Origin of the sequence: Rhizobium sp. Leaf306, from assembly GCF_001423425.1 — a bacterium.
GTDB classification, from domain to species: Bacteria; Pseudomonadota; Alphaproteobacteria; order Rhizobiales; family Rhizobiaceae; genus Neorhizobium; species Neorhizobium soli.
The window spans coordinates 940,795-955,654 of record NZ_LMNX01000001.1 but is presented as its reverse complement, the minus strand read 5'-3'; the positions used below and the strand labels follow the sequence as shown (position 1 = coordinate 955,654).

8 protein-coding genes and 1 tRNA gene are annotated in these 14,860 nt (G+C 57.0%); 4 read left to right on the top strand and 5 right to left on the bottom strand.

The window, feature by feature from the left end; genetic code table 11:
• Positions 1 to 68: 68 nt before the first annotated feature.
• Positions 69 to 142, top strand: a tRNA-Gly gene (locus ASG19_RS04420).
• Between the two features lie 173 nt (positions 143 to 315).
• Positions 316 to 1,515, top strand: a complete 1,200-nt coding sequence (locus ASG19_RS04415) for an integrase arm-type DNA-binding domain-containing protein (protein WP_062453920.1) — start codon at positions 316 to 318, stop codon at positions 1,513 to 1,515.
• Positions 1,516 to 1,739: 224 nt separating this feature from the next.
• On the opposite strand, the gene ASG19_RS04410 is transcribed toward ASG19_RS04415, so the two are convergent.
• The 5 genes from ASG19_RS04410 to ASG19_RS04390 form a co-directional block, all read right to left on the bottom strand.
• Positions 1,740 to 4,862: a type I restriction endonuclease gene (locus ASG19_RS04410; protein ID WP_062453919.1), complete on the bottom strand. Its 3,123-nt coding sequence runs from the start codon at positions 4,860 to 4,862 to the stop codon at positions 1,740 to 1,742.
• Positions 4,859 to 5,758: a GIY-YIG nuclease family protein gene (locus ASG19_RS04405; RefSeq protein WP_062453918.1), complete on the bottom strand. Its 900-nt coding sequence runs from the start codon at positions 5,756 to 5,758 to the stop codon at positions 4,859 to 4,861. Before ASG19_RS04405 ends, ASG19_RS04410 begins: the two co-directional genes overlap by 4 nt.
• Positions 5,755 to 7,104 (bottom strand): restriction endonuclease subunit S, encoded by a 1,350-nt coding sequence (locus tag ASG19_RS04400; protein ID WP_062453917.1) that lies wholly within the window; start codon positions 7,102 to 7,104, stop codon positions 5,755 to 5,757. The genes ASG19_RS04405 and ASG19_RS04400 overlap by 4 nt, the downstream gene beginning before the upstream one ends.
• Positions 7,101 to 8,936, bottom strand: coding sequence for a class I SAM-dependent DNA methyltransferase (locus ASG19_RS04395; protein WP_062453916.1), 1,836 nt, complete (start codon positions 8,934 to 8,936; stop codon positions 7,101 to 7,103). The genes ASG19_RS04400 and ASG19_RS04395 overlap by 4 nt, the downstream gene beginning before the upstream one ends.
• Positions 8,937 to 9,367: 431 nt before the next feature.
• A complete protein-coding gene (locus tag ASG19_RS04390) occupies positions 9,368 to 9,991 on the bottom strand; it encodes a recombinase family protein (RefSeq protein WP_062453915.1) in 624 nt (207 codons plus the stop codon).
• Positions 9,992 to 10,425: 434 nt separating this feature from the next.
• On the opposite strand from ASG19_RS04390, the gene ASG19_RS04385 reads away from it, so the two are divergent.
• Positions 10,426 to 13,350 (top strand): hypothetical protein, encoded by a 2,925-nt coding sequence (locus ASG19_RS04385; RefSeq protein WP_062453914.1) that lies wholly within the window; start codon positions 10,426 to 10,428, stop codon positions 13,348 to 13,350.
• A 143-nt stretch (positions 13,351 to 13,493) separates the two neighbouring features.
• Positions 13,494 to 14,738, top strand: a complete 1,245-nt coding sequence (locus ASG19_RS04380; protein WP_062453913.1) for a hypothetical protein — start codon at positions 13,494 to 13,496, stop codon at positions 14,736 to 14,738.
• Positions 14,739 to 14,860 lie beyond the last annotated feature (122 nt).

Here is a 14,860-nt window from a genome sequence, read left to right as displayed (position 1 = left end):
CATCCCCGGACGCTTCCACCCCGGCGACCTTGACAGACAAGGCCCATTGTTGGAAACCTTCCCCCGACGCGGGTGTAGCTCAATGGTAGAGCAGCAGCTTCCCAAGCTGAATACGAGGGTTCGATTCCCTTCACCCGCTCCAGTCATCGTTCCCGAGATGTCCAGCAGTGTTCATTAAGGCGGCTAAAGCGCCTGAAAATCATGGGGCTCGGCCTCGCGCGCGCGTAGTGACGTGCAAAGACGTGCAGTGACAGCCAGCATTTTTCGCGGTAAAAATCACGGTATCAGCCGACCTTACAGGAAGTCGATACCGTAATGCCGTTGACCGATATTCAGATTCGCAACGCAAAAGTAGGCGACAAGCCGCGCAAGCTCGCGGACGCCAATGGCCTCTATCTCTACATCTCAGCTGCCGGTGGGAAGTCGTGGCGGCTGGATTATAACTTTTTCGGCAAGCGCAAAACGCTCACGATAGGCAGCTACCCGACGTTGACCTTGGCTGACGCGCGCAGCCAGCGAGATGAAGCCAAGCGCAAGCTGGCGGAGGGGCTCGATCCATCGTTGGCGAAGAAACGGCAGCATCTGGAAGCGAAGGCTGCAGCGGGAAACACCTTTGGCCTGATCGCTAATGAGTTTATCGAGAAGCTGCGGCGGGACAGGCGAGCTGAGCCGACCATCGCCAAAAATACTTGGATGCTAACAGTTCTTGCGGCGAAGCTGGCCCCTTATCCCATCACCCAGATCACAGCCAAGGATGTTTTGGCAGTCCTATCGAGTATCGAAAAAAGTGGAAGGGTTGAAAGTGCATTGGCGACCCGCTCCACCATTGGGCGTGTCTTCCGTTACGCCATAGCGACAGCGCGGGCCGAGGCGGATCCGACGTCGGCACTACGCGGTGCCCTACAACGCCACGTGCCGACAAGCCATCCTGCAATGACGACGCTCTCGGAAATGGGCGGTATCATGCGTGCCATCTACGGGTATGAAGGGTGGCCCTCTCTCGTTGGCGCCTTAAAGATCCAAGCGCTTTGCTTTGCACGCCCCGGCGAGACCCGATCCATGGAATGGATTGAGCTCGATCTAAAAAACGCGACTTGGACTATCCCGGCAACGAAGGCCAAGATGCGCCGTGAGCATCACGTGCCGTTGTCTCAGCAAGCGGCCGCAGTCCTTGATGAGATGAAGGAGCTGTTCGGCGATAACCGCTATGTGTTTCCATCGATGATGTCTGGCAAAAAGCTCCTCTCTGAGAACTCGATGAATTCGGCGTTGAGGCGCATGGGGATCGGCAGTGATGAACACACCGCGCATGGCTTTCGCTCGTCTGCCAGTAGCATCCTTAATGAGTCAGGGCAGTTCAAGCCTGATGCTATCGAAACCCAGCTTGCACACCTTGATAGCTCAAAAGTGCGTAGAGTTTACAATCGTGCGAGTTACTGGGATGAGCGAGTTTTGATGATGCAATGGTGGGCAGATAAGCTTGATCAGGAGCGCGGAAGGAGTGCGCTTACCTAGAGTGCAAAAGGCTGGCTGCGCCTCCGCACGTTGAGAACGAGCAACCATATAGCAACACCAGTTTGCGGCGTCTAAATCTTCAGCGTCTCGCGCCGATCGAAGCGTCAGGATGGTCTGTGGGTCTGAAAGGTGCTGTTGAAATCAACTATCTCGCCGATCGCGGATTGGTTAGGCAGGCTAAGGTACAATAGGCTGAAGCTAAGCCATTTGGGAGCCAGCCAGGCCTAAGCTCCGGACTCGGTGCTATGCTGAGGTCGAGCGCGAAGCGCCTCATAGAGCTGCCCGGGCCCCAGCAGCACATCCCTGAGCCCCTCCTGCACCCGCTTCGAGCCCAGCGCCTGCTGGCTCATGGCCTGATGGGCGTCCATGGCGTCGATCACGGCATCAACGATGGCTTTGGCGAGGTCGGGGGAGTTTGAGAACTGCTGCTTGGTGTTGTTCGCCGCCTGCTGCGCCAGGGTGTCGGACTGCAGCAGCTTCCCTTTGAGGACGTTGTTGACGTAGATGAGCTGATCGTCGTCGGTGGTGCCCTGGAAGAGGTCGTTAACTTTGGCGATGATCTCAGCCAGCAGCGCCTTTTCCTTCTCCTGGACGCTGCCTGAGCCCGCCTCATAGATGGCCTGCAGCTTCTCGCCCATGCCCCCCATGACCAGCGACGTCTTGCCCAGGCTGGAGAGCTTGTGGTGGGTCAGGACGATCTTAGAAGTGTCCACGGCCTCGCGCTGACGGCCGAACTCCAACAGCGGGATGAGCCGACGGAAGAAGATCGATCGAGCCTCGATGTCCGTGTTGCCGTAGTCGAAAATCTGGGACAGGAAGGTGTAGAGCCGGACATAGGCGCCCATGTCGTTGCGGAACAACAGGAGGGCGTCGAGCTCGTCCTGAGCGTCCTTGGCAGCCTTCTTGTCTTCGCGTGCCTTGGCATCGGCAAGGCGCTTCTGGGCATCCCTGTAGCTGCGTAGCAGGCGGTCTGCCACGGGCATGATGGCAGCCACCAGCTCGCTCTGCTTGGCATTCGGGTTAAGCTCGGCGGTCACTACGCGGTTGACCTCATGATCGTCGTAGTAGCCCAGGGCGTCGAGCTTGGACCTGAGGTTGAAGACGAGATGCGGGTCGGTGACATTCTCCAGCTCAGCGGTCTCATGATAGGTCTTGAAGGCCGCAAGGATGTCTTCGCCACTGTTGACGAAGTCGAGCACGAAGGTGGTGTCCTTGCCGGGATGCGCCCGGTTGAGCCGGGAAAGGGTCTGGACGGCCTGGATGCCAGCGAGGCGCTTGTCCACGTACATGCCACACAGCAGGGGCTGGTCGAACCCAGTCTGGAACTTATTAGCCACAAGCAGGATGTGGTAGTCTGGTAGCTTGAAAGCCTCGCGGATGTCCCGCCCCTTCAGGTCTGGGTTTAGTTGCTTGCTGGCCTCGGTGAACGGCTCTTCCCCGCTGTCCGGGTCGATGACTTCGCCTGAGAATGCCACCAGCGTCCCGAGCTTGTAGCCCTGCTCGTTGATGTACTTCTGGATGGCCAGTTGCCAGCGGACGGCCTCGACACGGCTGCCGACCACAACCATAGCCTTGGCCCTACCGTCGAGCAGCGGCTGGACGTTGGCGCGGTAGTGCTCAACGACGATCTGGACCTTCTGGGCGATGTTGTAGGGATGCAGCCGGACCCAGCGCATCAGCGTCTTGACCGCCTCGGAACGCTCGACCTCAGTGTCGTCCAGCTCCACGCCATCATTGGCCAGCTTGAAGGCCAGGCCGTAGGGCGTGTAGTTCTGCAGCACGTCGAGGATGAAGCCCTCCTCGATGGCCTGCCGCATGGAATAGACATGGAAGGCCGTTGGCAGGTTTGTGGCGCTTGCGGGCTGCTTTGGGTCAGGTCGCCGCCCGAACAGCTCCAGCGTCTTGCCCTTGGGCGTTGCGGTGAACGCGACGTAGGTCACCCCGGTCTCGGCAGCACGAGCCGCCATCTGGGCAGCCATGATGTCCTCGGTACCGACCTCACCCCCATCCCCGAGGGTCGCCAATTCCTCAGGTGAAAGCACGGCCTTGAGCTGGGCTGCGGTCGCGCCGGTCTGGCTGGAATGCGCCTCGTCCGCAATGACCGCGAACCGCTTGCCCTGGGTTGCGGTGAGCTCTTGGACCTCCTTCAGGGCGAAAGGAAAGGTCTGGATGGTGCAGACCACGATCTTCTTGCCGTCAGCCAGGGCCTGCGCAAGCTGCCCGCTCTTGGCGCCCGCATCGCTCTTTATGGTGGCAACGACACCAGCATTTCTCTCGAAGCTGAAGATGGCTTCCTGCAGCTGGCTGTCGATGACGTTGCGGTCGGACACCACCAGCACGCTGTCGAACACCTTGCGGTCCTGGTCGTCATGCAGATCAGCGAGGAAGTGGGCAGACCAGGCGATGGAGTTGGTCTTGCCCGAACCTGCCGAATGCTGGATGAGGTATTTGCCCCCAGCGCCTTCGGCGAGTACCGCTGCCCGCAGCTTGCGGGTGGCATCGAGCTGGTGGTAGCGCGGGAACATGTAGCCGCTGAGGGCCTTCTTGGCATCGCGGACACCAACGGTGTAACGCCCGAGGATTTCCAGCCAACTGTCGCGCTGCCACACCTCTTCCCAGAGATAGGCCGTGGGGTGACCACTGGGGTTGGGCGGGTTGCCCTTGCCCCCGGCATTGCCCTTGTTGAAGGGCAGGAAGGTGGTGAGCGGACCGATGAGCTTGGTCGCCATCATCACCTCGGCGTTGCTCGCAGCGAAGTGCACCAGCGCGCCACCAGGGAAGGCCAGCAGCGGCTCTGGAACCTGCCCCTTAGGGCTTGGGTTCCGGTGATGCCTATACTGGTCCACGGCGTCGTGAACGGACTGGGTGAAGTCTGTCTTGAGCTCGACAGTGGCCATCGGCAGACCATTGAGGAACAAGACCAGGTCGATGCTGTTCTCGTTAGCCGGCGAGTAGCGAACCTGGCGCACCACGCGGAGGCGGTTGGCAGCATAGCGGGCCAGTATATCGCCGTTCATGCCCAGTGCTGGCTTGAACTGGGCAAGGCTCAGCGGCGCCCGCAGACCGATTAGCTCGACGCCATGGCGCAGCACTTCCAGCGTACCGCGCTCATCGAGCTGTTTGCGCACCCGGTCCAGCAGTATCACCTCGGCGGCGGTCCCATGGTTCTTGTCGAGGGTTGCCCAAGCCTGTGGCTGGGTGGCCTGGACCCAGGCAACCAGATCGGCGGGGTAGAGGGCGCGGGCACGGTCGTAGCCAGTGGCGTCGTCCTTGGAATATAGCCAGCCTTGGGCTGCCAGATGGTCACAGACCTCGGTCTCGAAGCTGACTTCCTTGTGCAGGCTCACGATGGCGCCCCCAGTTGCTCGGCCTCCCAGGCCTTGTATGTCTGCCCGCTGCCGACCACGCGCCATTCCAGGGTGCCGTTGGCAGGCCTGCCATTGACCACCGCCGCAGCGCCGCTGGTGCTCTTGAAGGCGTAGGACTTGCTGAACACTGCATGGTCACCCTGCGGCACCAATACGCCCATCCGCAGCAGCTCGGCATGCAGTTGCGCATAGCCACTGTCTTCGCTGCCTTGTCCTGACCACTGGGCACGCGCCAGGGACCCTGCATCCACGATGAAGTCCCCCTCGACAAGCCGGGCCTTTGCAGACAGCCCATGGCGCTTGTTGGCGAGTTCAAAGACCGGTGACACAGCGGGAACTGGTGCCGCCGCAGCCGTTTCCGGGCGTGTGCTGGCCAGAAACATATCGATGCGAAGCGCTGGCAACACCATGAAGAGGTTGTCCAGGAACGTCTCCATGTTCGACTGGGCGGCCTCCGAGAGCGTAGGACGTGCCGGTGTGGTCGCATTATCCAGCACCACGCGACCGACTGATCTTGCGACTTCGATCAAGCGGGCTTCTAGGTACTGGACATGAGCCTTATGGAGGTTGTTGGCGGCTGATGTGACAAGGACGACGCTCGTCCACCAGTCCTTGTTGATGTCATGGTTCTTGATGCGGTGGCTGATGTCGTCGCCCTCACCCAGATAAGCCACGGGCTGTCCATCGCGCTCACCCATCAAGAGGTAGACGCCGGTATGGCGGGCTTCCTTCCTGGTCAATGCGGCACTAATCTGGGTGCGAGGTGCCATGAGGATGTGGCCAGTCCAGTTGAAGACCTCTGCGGTCAACATGCCGTCGGGGCGCCCATCGATGAAGTAGAGCTCCAGGGAGCGCCCTTCTGGTCTGCCGGTCATGCAACGTCCTCCTGGCTAGTCCAAACTTTGCGCACATCGATCTTGCCGGTGACGGCAGCAGAGATGAGAGCAATGCGACGTTCTCGAAGGAGGAGCAATGCTGCCTCCGCCTCTATTGCAAGGCTATCAAGCCGCTCCAGTTCAGAATTGAGCCACGCCACTATGCTAAGCGCTTCTTCGACTGGTGGGCACGGGATGGGGACCCGCGCGAGGATGGAGGTATTCAAGTTGTCCATGGTGGAGCCGACCGAGACGAGCTGCAGATATGACGCGACCGCTTGCGTTTGCAAAAACATGGTGACGAACTGAGCCATCAGCGTTTCGCGGAGCGTTACCCTAAGGCTGCCTGTGCCACACAGCCACCCCTCCGCATCGTTCATAACCAGGGCGCACCGCCCCATCTCACCGCGACGACCGAAAATGATGTCTCCCTGTCTCAGCCGGTGGTGGCCAAGTTGATCAGCGAGTGCTTCCTCGACAGTGTTGGACCAGTCGGGTACAATCTTGCCTCCCTGGAGGTTTGATGGATTGATAACCGGGGTGCACCCCTCAACGTAATCGTGGGAATGAAGTTGACTGCCAAACGGACCTGTCTGCAGCTCAGAAGCAAGCTGGCCTAGCCGCTTCACGTCCCAATGCTCCGGCACATCCCCCAGCCACTCGACCCCCGAGGACTTTATCTTGACACTCGGGTCGAGGCCCTTGGTGACCGTGTGGGAGATCACGGCTTGGCGCTTTTCCGCCAGCAGGTCGACTAGTCGCCGCTGCTGTTCGACCAAGGCGTCGATCTTGCCCGTCTCACAGTCAAGAAAATCGCCGATGGCCTCCTGCTCCGCGATGGGAGGTAGTGGGACCGCCATTGACAAAAGATTGCTGCTCGTAAGCTGGTTGATTGTCGAGCTGAGAAACGAGCTGGACTGAGACTCAAATAGGTAGGAGTTGAACACGTGTCGAAGGTAGTGGTTCTTGCTGCTCCGAAAAACAGTCATGAACGCGCCGAAAGACGCGCCGGCGGTGGCTTCGTCGATCACTACATTTTTGCCAATTAGCGCCCGGCTGCCATTTCTGGAGCAGATTAGAATGTCGCCTGTACGAGTCTTGAGTGCAGGGGGGATTTGCCCTGTGACGTAAACATTATCATCCCAGGACAGCCGCCGATTTTGAATGTTCGACGATCTGAGGACGAGTGTTCCCTGTCCCTCATCCACCACATCGTCAGGGCTGTAAGTGAGTCCGATGATCGCGTCGCCCATATGCTTCAAGCGCTTCACCTCCCAGTGAGAGGGGATGCTACCCAGCCAATCGATGTTCGATGCACTGTAGGTCTTGTATGGCTTAAGGCTCATGCAGTCAGCGCCTTGATCATCGTCAGTATGCGGTCCGTCACATTCTTGAGGTCCCTGTCTATCTCTTCAAGAACTCGCGGCGGTTCGAATACGTAGAAGTGCCGGTTGAAGGGGATTTCGTACCCCACCCTGGTCTTCTCGTGATCAATCCAGGCATCAGAAGCATGGGGCAGCACCTCACGCTTGAAGTAGGTCTCCACGTCCTCCAACAGCGGCACGTTCTCGGTATTCCTCAAAGCGCTGTCGGCCTGTGGCTTACCCTTGCCCTTCCCACGTTCAAACAAGACCGCCTTGCCATTCTCGTCCCGCAAGGGTCGCTCGACGGTGATGGTTCGGTAGCCAAAGGCTTCGTTGGGGAAAATGACCGAGAGCGGCGCGAGTTTGACCTTGCCACCCTCGGGGGCCGCCGCCGCTTGTTCTCCATCGCGGACAACGACACGGTCGAGCTCCTTGCCAGCAGCATCCAGCACGGTCGCGACCTGGGCCTCAGCGAAGTCCCCGAACAGCCTGGTGATGGTTACGATGTCCTGCGGCCCCATCTCCTTGCGCTTGGAGCCGAGGCTTTTGCGCATCTTCTGCCAGAACTTGGAGGCGTCGATGAGCTGCACCTTGCCCATGCGGTGGGCCGGCTTGCGGTTGGTCAGCACCCAGACATACGTGGAGATGCCGGTATTGTAGAACATGTCGGTGGGCAGGGCGATGATCGCCTCCACCAGGTCGTTCTCCAGCACGTGGCGCCTGATCTCGCTCTCCCCACTGCCGGCTCCGCCCGTGAACAACGGCGAGCCATTTAGCACGATGCCAAAGCGGCTGCCGCCATCCTTGGCCGGCCGCATCTTCGAGAGGAGGTGCATGAGGAACAGCAGCGAGCCATCGGACACCCTGGGAAGCCCCGGTCCGAACCGTCCGTTGTAGCCCTGCTGCTCGGCTTCGCGACGGACTTCCTTTTCGACCTTTTTCCACTCCACACCGAAGGGCGGGTTGGACAGCATGTAGTCGAACTTGCTCTCCGCGTGCCCATCGTCCGACAGCGTGTTGCCGAAGGTGATGTTGGACACGTCCTGTCCCTTGATCAGCATGTCAGCCTTGCAGATGGCGTAGCTTTCGGGGTTCAGTTCCTGCCCGTGCATCACCAGCCGGGCCTGGTCGTTGTGCTCGATGAGGTACTCACCAGCGACCGACAGCATGCCGCCCGTGCCCGCCGTGGGGTCATAGATTGAGCGCACCACACCGGGTTTGGTCAGGACATTGTCGTCTTCCACAAACAGCAGGTTGACCATGAGGCTGATCACCTCGCGTGGGGTGAAATGCTCACCGGCCGTCTCATTGCTCAGTTCAGCGAACTTGCGGATGAGCTCCTCGAAGACGAGCCCCATCTGATGGTTGTCCACCTTCTTGGGGTGAAGATCGACGCGAGCGAACTTCTCGGTCACCTGGTAGAGCAGCCCAGCCTTGGCCAGCCGGTCCACCTGGGCGGCGAAGTCGAACCTCTCGAAGATGTCCCTGACCTCCAGGGAGAAGGCCTGGATGTAGGTGTAGAGGTTCTGGGCGATGTTGTCCTGGTCACCGATCAGCGTGGGCAGATCTAGCTTGGCAGTGTTGTAGAAGGTCTGCCCGGCTTTGCGCAGCAGGAACGGCTCGACGTTGATGCCATTGCCGTCGCGCGCCGAGAACTCGTCCAGTACGGCCTGTTTGGTCGGCTCCAGCACACAATCGAGGCGTCGCAGAACGGTGAAGGGCAGGATGATCTTGCCATAGTCCGCCTGCTTGAAATCTCCCCGTAGCAGGTCAGCAACCGACCAGATGAGCGATGATAGTGCCTGCTGGTTCACCCGCAACGTCCCCCGTAAAGTCTTTGGCGGACTTGACCCTATCGCGGTATGGTTTGGCAAGCGCTATTGCCTGACTGTCTGGCAGAAAAATGCAAGCGAAAACATCATCAGCAAGAAGGAACGGTTAGCCGATGATCGGCATCCGCATCATCAGCTCGGGATCAATCGAGGGATAACTATGGTGCTATAGAAGGCTTTAACTGTGCCCGCACGCTGTCGAGTTCGAGATGTTGGTCGATCACGCACAGCAGTTGGTCGGCAGGGACAAAATCATCAAGGCAGGGGTCGTAAAAGAGCTGCAACGGGGCTGCCTGACATCTTGTCATGAATCATGTCGTTAGAGCGCCGACAACGCCAACGTTTTCAACGGTATCGGCCGACAGCCGCCATTTAGCGGAACCACTAGTGGTGGTCATGCCGACAGTTCATATTCAGCCCTTTGCCTCTTTAATCTTCTTTGCCAGCCTTGAGAGCGTCGATGTTGAGGCACCGGTAGCGGCTACGATACTAGTCCACGTCTGGCCTTTCTTAAGCATGCTTACGAGGGCAGCGTTCCTTTCTTTGTTCTCAGGGCGGCCCCGGTAAGTTCCCGCAGCTTTGGCTTTCTCAATCCCTTGTGTCTGTCGTCTGCGCCGGTCCTCGTAGTCCTTGCGAGCAATGGCGGCCAGCATGTCGAGCATCATGCCGTTGATGGCGTCTAGCATGCGGGTGGCAAATTCATCTCCGCTTGTCTGGATCAACTGATGGGATGTCGGAAGATCTAGGGCAACCACACGAACGCGCTTTGCGCTTATCGCAGCCTTGAGCTTTTCCCAGTCGGTTGCATTAAGTCGGCTGAGACGATCAACCTGCTCGACCAGCAGTACGTCGCCGGGGTGGCAATCATCGAGCAGACGAAAGAGCTCAGGGCGTTGCAGAGACGCACCACTTTCGTTTTCCGTGTAAGATGCAGCAATCCGCAAGCCGCGCTCATCAACGAACCGACTTAGGTCCGCCCTAGCTCGACCTGCGTCTTGCTCCTTAGTGGAGGCGCGCAAATAGGCGCGTATATACATCAGGGGGGCCTTGCTTCGCTTTGGGTAGCTTCGACAATATAGCTTCGATTTATGTTGTCAATACGGATTATCGAAGTGCGACCTGATGCGCGACCTAACGCTTCGCATAAGGTGTACCTCAATAATCGTACTGACTTTGCTGTGCGCAGCAGCCGCGCTACCACTGGTGAAGCCTCCTTCGTCCACCGGTGGGCGGGCGTAGAAAGCAATTTGGTGGTTGACAGCTAATTGCCTATCCGGGTTGAGAGCCCGATCCCGTCGAGTAGCAAGTAGCGAAGCCTCAAACTCGCACCCCTCAGATTAAGAGTTGTAGAATCGATACCCGGCGACCTATCCTTGCTTATCTAAAAGGGAGTTTGGTTGTGGTAGTTAGTGAGATTGTCACAGGAGTTGCCTCCAGTCTGGTCTTCGAGGCGGTCAGAAGGCCGCTCAGTATGTTGACTACTGAAATTAAGCGACGCGACCGAATAAATCGAGCAATTAATGAGGGGGCACTTCCTGAGGGACCACAGGAAAAAAAACTCGACGACGCCCTAGCGGATCTCACGCGAATTATTGCCAACTCTCACGGTGCACTCGATAAGAACGTCGCTACATTTATTCAGGAGCTCCGACGAACAGCCATACCTCAAGCCATCGCAAATTCAGTTTTGTGCGGTTCTCCCAACGAGCAACTTCTGCCTCCGTTCGAGGAATTCTATGCACGGTTCGACGAAATGCCTTTCACAGCCGCTCAATTTTTCAGCGCCCTAGTAGTCGCGTGCGGAGAGCGAATAAATAATGTTTCTGACCGGCCTTTGCTCGACATAATCCGAGCCCAGCACCGGCAGATTATCTTGCAGGTTGAAAATCTAACCCGTTCACTCAATCAGCAAAATACTGCCGGGAGGATAACTTTAGAAGAAGTGCAAGATGGGCGAATCAAGCTCTCGCGAGCTATTGAAGCCGCGAATCGATACACGGCAGTGGAGTCGCTACAGGGAGCGAAACGGCTCAGGCTTAAATCTCTAGCAATCCCTTCGAGGCTGACGCCACTAAGTGAGGGCGAAATAGCCTCGGCCAAAATTGCCGAGAATGGAACGACAATCACGTATCTCAATTTCCGCCGACAGTTCGGCCGCGCCGTGATACTGGGCGACCCAGGAGGTGGCAAGTCTACCCTTACTCAAATGCTATGTAATGATTTGTCGCACCTCATTGCTCTCGAGGCTTCGAACCCAGGGCGACGTGACTTTGACCCTAGCGACTTGAAGCTTCCGCTGCGTGTAATACTAAGGAGCTTTGAAGCCAAAAACACTGCTGACCCTTCATACACGTTTTTTGATTATCTAATCGATGAGGCGACGTTGCCTCTCGATAACGATCACGACTTCGCTAGGCGCTTCTTACAGAATGCACTCTCTACTGGTGAAGCCATTCTTATATTCGACGGCTTGGATGAAGTCCTAGAGTTAGGCAAGCGGCGCAATATTGTATCGCTTATAGAGCAGTTCTCTGAGATTTACGCCGCTTGTTCAATCCTCGTTACGTCTCGACTAGTCGGTTATCGCGATGCCCCGCTGTCTGAGGATTTCGCAGCATATGGTCTTGCACGATTTTCACCGGACGAGATTTCGAAGTATGCAGCGAAATCCATTAGAGCGGTTAGCGGAAGTCCCAAAAAAGAAGCGGATGCTAAGGCCCTTGACTTCTTGCGACAAAGCACGCGCATCGGAGGCGACCTTCGTCAAAACCCCCTCATGCTTGGCTTGATGGTGCAGATATTCGTTTACAGAGGAGACGTGCCCAGCAATCGTCCAGAAGTTTATAAAGAATGTGCGACGTTGATGTTCGAGAAATGGGATGGAAAACGTGACATCATTGTTCAAAACGTACCAAGGGACGACATGGAATTGCTCGACGTGTTCGGATACGTCGCGCACCGAACCTTCGGGGACGCTTCAAATGAAGAAGGCGTAACACGGGAGTGGCTAACAAAAGAACTTCGGAAGCACTTCGAGAATTGGTATATTGATAAAGCTAGTGCGAATAGATCTGCTAAATCGCTCGTAGAGTTTTTGACCGGGCGAGCATGGGTTATGAGTGAGGTTGGAAGCGGAGTTTTTAAATTTACACATCGAACATTTCTAGAATACTTTTTTGCTAGGCATCTGATCTCAGAAAGCCACAGTGTTTCAGATCTTCTGAAAAATGAACTTCTTCCTCATGTCTTGAAGAATGAGTGGGTCGTTATTTCCCATCTAGCCCTCCACATGGCGATCTTCCGAGACGGAGGCAAGGCTCGTCAAGCAGCGGAAGTTATCAGTTCGGCCCTATCTGCAGAGACTGCCTTTCCTGCTTCGCAAGAATTAGCTCTGCTAGAGTTCATCGGTTCCGCATTAGATTACCTTATAATCCCCGAGGGAGTTTATCTGGACATTGTCAGCCGCTTAATAAAGCGAGCAGTTTATCTTGGGGCGCGAGAGGAGCTTGCCGCAATTTCAGTTGTGTGGACCGTGTTTTCAAACGCGGGCAGCCGCATCCACTTGGCAAAGCGAGCTGCCGAGGAAGTGTTCAATCGGCATCTTCAAGGCTCCCCAACGCCAGACATGCTCTTCTGTATTTACGTGTTGGGTTCCAAGCAACGTGACAGTCTAGTTGACGGGTATTCAAGGCGGGCAAGGCTTAGAAATAAGTCGCATGGCGTCCTTTGGTCGGCACTCGATACTATCCGGACAGCGCAGAAATCGAGGCTGAAGCAACTTGCGCAAGAGAGCGTTGCAGTTGCTAAGGCTTACATTTTTGCATTCGGCGACATGCGGGCGGAACTTTATAATATTCATGGAGCGGAATTACTTGAAGCGTCCTTATCTCCCCTCGTGCCGCCGAGCGTGGATCAGCTTTTTTCTGCCTCCCTTGAGATGGCGAGCTCAACACTGTTTCCATCGCCGCGAGAAGCACCTTATGAGGGAAGTGACTGCCAGGCGCTAATCCGGGCCGTCGCTGCCGATTATCTCGCTGGAAAGATTGGAAGCATACCAGTTCCTTCTGCTTCGGAGCAAAAGTTGCAGGGAATTGAAAGTAATACTGAAGAAGCCATTTCCAAACTCTGGCACAGCACGCGAAGACGATCTCCTTCGACAAAAAATCGTGAAGTCGTTGGAGAGATCCTTATCGGGATCAGCCTCGTCATTGAAGGTTTCGCGGACGAGGTTGGCCACCGAATGCATAAGGGAAAAAATCAAAGCTACCTCTTCGCGCCCCATCATGTCTTTTTGAGTCTGATTGACGTTACAGCATCCACGAAGTTCGAGCTCCCACTGAGGCGGTGGCTTGATGAAACGAGGGTTGTTATTCGGCAAGTCAAAGGCTCTGACTGAACAAGGCCATCATCTATTAGGTGTGTCCAATAGAGCAGGAGATGCGAGAGCTCCAAGTTTTAGAGAGGGCTGACGTGTTGATCGGTTGAGAGTGTCTGATGCTGCCATACCGGGGGGTCGTCCACGGTGCTACAGGAGGTCCAATGACAGAAATTAGACGACGGGATGGGCGCCCTATCTGGCTTAATGAAAGCGGCGAAGCTCAGCCGCTGCGTCGCGTCGACCTCGGTTCTACGGCAGCGAGCGGATACGATGAGAGCTGGCTACAATCACTACTTCACCGCGAGCCGTCGATTTTCCCTATTGAGCAGATCGAAACCGGGTTTGGAGACTTGATCCCGTTGTGTCGTGAATTCCCGCTTATGTTCGGCGCCGGACGCAGCGGAGCATTGGACAATGTCTTTGTCACCAACACTGGTGGTCTCGTGCTGATTGAGGCGAAGCTCTGGCGCAACCCGCAAGCACGACGCGAGGTAATTGCCCAAGCTATGGAATATGCCGGGGCGATCTTTCGGATGGACTACGAGACATTTGAAGTGAATGCATTGAAGGCGCGACAGGCCGAACAAAAACCTCACGCTTCCATCTACGAACTTGTGCAGGAGCACGACCCCTCGGTCGGCGAAGCAGAGTTTGTAGAAGCCGTATCGCGTAACCTGGCTCGCGGTCGCGCCGTGATCGCTGTGGTAGGCGACGGTATCCGTGATGATATCGCGCCACTGGCGGAACTGTTACAGAGCCATGCTGGCCAGCGCTTCACATTCGCCCTTGTTGAACTGGGCGTGTTCGAAGCGCCGGACGCCACCGTTCGTATCGTCGTTCCCTCGGTTTTAGCAAAGACAGTGCTGATCGAGCGCGGCGTCGTGCGGCTGGACAATGACTCTATTCGGATCGAACAGGCTCGCGCATCTCCTGCACAAGCAATGGGCTCCCCGCGTCGTGCCGTCAGCATTGGCGAGGACGAGTTCTATGACCTTCTGGCTCAGAGGGACCCGACAGCTCCAGACCTCCTGCGTCGCTTCCTGGAGAAAGCGGACCGCATCGGCATCTATGTTGATAGGCAAGCGGGACTGAACCTGAAGCACGAGGGGGCTGGCGGAAGACCCCTTAACCTGGCCACGGTTCGAAAAGACGGTTTCCTCGATACAGGACCATCGTCTTGGTGGGAGAGACTTCCCGAAGCGGAGGTTTACACCCAAACCCTCGCAACGGCGATTGGTGGCAAGATCGGCCGGATGAAGGTGGGGAGGGAGTGTGCTCTACGAACGGCGAATGACAAGACACCGCGTCTCACCGATCTGCTGCCTGCCCACGAGGAAGTGTGGTTGGAGGCGATGGAGCAGTACATCGCGGGACTTCTGGAGCGGGAGGGTTCCGAAACGACATGAGGAGGCCGGTTTACGTACAAGCGCAAAGCGCATCGGCCGATCAACAATTTAGGGGAGCTTGAAACGCGCTGGTAGATGCCGGACTTAACGACTCTTCATGTCATAGGTTGTGCGATTGAAGG